Origin of the sequence: Acetobacter sp. DmW_125128, from assembly GCF_008704325.1 — a bacterium.
GTDB lineage: Bacteria > Pseudomonadota > Alphaproteobacteria > Acetobacterales > Acetobacteraceae > Acetobacter > Acetobacter oryzifermentans.
The window spans coordinates 1-3,328 of sequence record NZ_VHOP01000007.1 but is presented as its reverse complement, the minus strand read 5'-3'; the positions used below and the strand labels follow the sequence as shown (position 1 = coordinate 3,328).

Genomic DNA, 3,328 nt, shown 5'->3' with positions numbered 1-3,328 from the left:
TGGCGGGTAAGCTGAAAGGCCGGTGTTATCTTCACCGGCCTTTCGCCTAATTCGGGAGATAATTTCTCCCCAATCACAAAAAAAAACAAGCCTTACCGGTCTTTGAGTTTGTCCTCGTCCAGTTCGATACGATGAGACGCGGCAAAAACCTGCGCTTCTTCTTCCCACTGGTCGGCACTCTCGGCCACATCGCTGGCTTTAGCGGCCATAAGGAAGGACAGCAGCCCTGACGGGGTGAGGCCGTCCAATCCTAGAGCTTCAATCATACGCCACGCATTTTCTGATTTAGTCATAAAACCCCTGTTTTCTGCCGTTTTTTTTACATACTCAACCCGGTGTCGTAATCGTCTGACACGTCATCAGGTTCGGGGGCAGCTTCCCTTGTTGGTTTTGGTTTACGCTGCGATTGCAGCAAATCGTTGACATCTTTGCAGCCAGCCGGAAGCTGGAAAAGTCGCACCGCACCCTGAAAAATATTTTTGATCGCCCGACCTAACTTGGCACCAAATGACCGGCCCGCTTCATCGTTGTCATAGGCGATCACGACACGATCGACTTGAGGCAAGAGGTTTGTGATTCTCTTGTTCACTGTAGCCCTGACACCTGCCGTAGAAACGGCCATGACTCCATTCGGGTGATTCTGTTTGGTGTCGGACAGTCGGATGTACGACAACGCATCTATGGCGCTTTCAGTGACAACCAGATCAGGCTTTCTGTCTTTCTGAACACCAGATGGCATCCGAAAACTCCCTTCCCGGCTGCTTCCTAAAGCAAGACCCGTGAAAGGACGGGCCGGGTCTGTGCCTTTCAATTCCATACCCACGCATGTCTTGGAATCGGTGAAAGTCAGGAAGCCGACATTTCCTCGACTATCCATCCGGATAGTTGACGGCAATTTTTCAGGCGGCTTAATCCCGCGCTGGGTCAGATAATCCCTGATTTTCTGCTGCTGTGCGTCATTCGGTGGCGGCGGAGCAGTAAATGCCGGTCGTTCCTTCGTGGCCTTCTCAACCTGTCCTGATGCCGATGCCCTGACCTCAGAAGCGGTGAAACCCTTCCCGTACATAGACGCCAGCCAGGACAAAGCGCCCTGATAGTCGGAACCCATTGCGTGCATCACCAGATCAATGGCGCCACCGCCGCCCTTACTGGCATTGTGATCGTAAAACTTCCGGCCTTCTGTGGTGATGCGGAACCGGCCTTCTTCGTCCTTCCACTGCTTCTGGTCTTTTGGATCTGGCTTTAAGCCAAGCCCGTGCATGACGGACACAAGATCCATAGACCGCAGTTCATCTGCACGGGCTTTACGTTCCGCGTCCAACTGCTGCCGCCGTAATATAAGCTCCTCTCTGGCTGACTGCTCTTGCCTTTCTGCCTCTTTCTGTGCGGCTTCGGCCTTTTTAATTTGAGTAACCGCCGTCCTTTTAGCCCGGTCTATGGCGGCTTGAGCCACCGTTTCCGCTTCTGCTGCTCGCTTTTCGGCGTCCTCTCTTTTCCGACGTTCACTGTCTGCTGTGGCTTTCGCCGCGTTCGCCTGTGTCCGGTATATGGGTGAGAGCTTGGCCTCTGCCGCCAGTTGCTCAAGAGGGTGCATCAGCTCGGCCGCGATGCGCTCGTTTTGCGCCTTGGCCCATGCTTCCCGGCCCAAAAGAGGCGGCGTGCCAATGGTCGGACTGGTGATCTCCGGCGTCTCATGCTCAAGAGCGCCATAAAACCGCTTTACCTTCTCATGCTTTGCTTTGGAGCCAGCCACACCACGGGTCAGACCAAAAGGCTCCATACGCTTGGCATAATCTGACTGCATCTCCCGAAGGTGAGCCGGGCCTCTAACCAGTTGCTTGGCCGTCAGCTTCCCGTCTTTCATGGGCACGACAAACCCGGTCAGATGCGGGGTGGTCTCGTCCATGTGCAGGGTGAGGCTAACCACGTTATCCGCCCCGAATTGCTCTTTCAGCCAGTCCGTAGAAGTCGCGGCCCATTGGTCAATCTGCTCCGGTGTCGCTGTCTTGGCCCAATCTGGCGACATGGTGGCAAGAACCTCCAATGCCCGCACCGCATTTGAGCGCACCTTTACACCTTCAAGCCGCCGTTGCACGGCGTCAGAAGGTGAGAGGTCGGCCCCAATGATGCGCCGGTTCTGGTCGGCTCTGGCGCTATCGGCATTGGGGGTCTCACGCTCTCGAAGCATGTGAGCTGAGGCGGCTTTGATCTGGGCGTCAGTATGAAGCTTCTCAAGCCGGAAGATCGCAAAGTTCGACATGGGGCAGACCTCCAAAACGGCTACTGGGGAAAAAGAGGAAGGGGGGAGACAGGGACTGCGAACCCTCCAACCCTCTTTTTCCCTAGTAGCCCGAACGTCCTTTTGCGGAGCAAAAGGTGTAGTGAGTATACACTTTATGAAAGCAGGCTACTGAAATATGAGGTGATAACATACTGGTCACGGCCTGTCGTCATCCGTTGCAGTCAGGTGGACACACCTTTCCCGTTCGTTGCCGTTAGGTCGTTGCGGTTAGGTGGATTTGGTTGCCGTTAGGTGGGTTGGGCACCTCGTCTAAGCCATTCGATAGTGTCCCAATGGCTCATTTTAGGCATCCGATCCTCTGCTTCTAGTCCTCTATTTATATTTAGAGGGGTCTTGTGCGTAATGGTTGCAGTTAGGTCGTGGAAAAAACTCTTGGCGGCTTTCGCCTGCTGTTTCATCTGTCGTTTCGATGCTTCGTGAGCTTTCCGAACGGTGCAAGCGACCATTGCCGCTGCTTTCTGCGCTCCGGTTAACATGACCTCATACTCATTCGAGGTTCGAACCTTCTTTCCCTTCTCTGCATCGTATGTATAGCGAGCGGTGACACGGATAAGACCTATCCGCTCTAGAGCATTAAGAGCTGACCAAACTGTCCGGACACAAGAACCCGACTTCTCTGCAATCTTTGCATGTGAGGGATACAGGGCACCATCAGGCCCCATCATATCTATGAAAGCGTGAAAAATTGCCTTCCAACCGTGGTAACGCTTTGGAAGCTCCCCACTCTCAAAAGCCGCCTCAACATTGCTCTTGAACAGATACTTGAGCTTGGTCGTCGGGTGCGACTTCATCTCATGCTGAAGGGCTGGAACGCGGTTACGAACGAATTTGGAAATGACGGCCACTGTAAATCCTCACTCGGACAGGCCATCTTCTCTTGAGGGGAACCCCGGAAACGGGTTATTGTTCACCTCGGAAAGCTAGCCCGTCCAGCTTCCTCTGGCGGGTAAGCTGAAAGGCCGGTGTTATCTGCACCGGCCTTTCGCCTAATTCGGGAGATAATTTCTCCCCAATCACAAAAAAAAA

At 53.8% G+C, this 3,328-nt stretch carries 3 protein-coding genes; all 3 read right to left on the bottom strand.

From position 1 onward, the window contains the following. Window positions 1–92: 92 nt before the first annotated feature. Window positions 93–293: a hypothetical protein gene (locus tag FKW19_RS02930; protein ID WP_150150556.1), complete on the bottom strand. Its 201-nt coding sequence runs from the start codon at window positions 291–293 to the stop codon at window positions 93–95. A gap of 26 nt (window positions 294–319) precedes the next feature. After that, on the bottom strand, window positions 320–2,260 hold the full coding sequence (mobV, locus tag FKW19_RS02925; protein WP_150150557.1) for a MobV family relaxase: 1,941 nt from the start codon (window positions 2,258–2,260) through the stop codon (window positions 320–322). A 269-nt stretch (window positions 2,261–2,529) separates the two neighbouring features. Then, a complete protein-coding gene (locus tag FKW19_RS02920; RefSeq protein ID WP_150150558.1) occupies window positions 2,530–3,147 on the bottom strand; it encodes a helix-turn-helix domain-containing protein in 618 nt (205 codons plus the stop codon). Window positions 3,148–3,328 lie beyond the last annotated feature (181 nt).

Bases quoted from the DNA above. Each gene is read 5' to 3' on its own strand.
- FKW19_RS02930 (WP_150150556.1), bottom strand. From the start codon at position 293: ATGACTAAATCAGAAAATGCGTGGCGTATGATTGAAGCTCTAGGATTG.
- mobV (WP_150150557.1), bottom strand. From the start codon at position 2,260: ATGTCGAACTTTGCGATCTTCCGGCTTGAGAAGCTTCATACTGACGCC.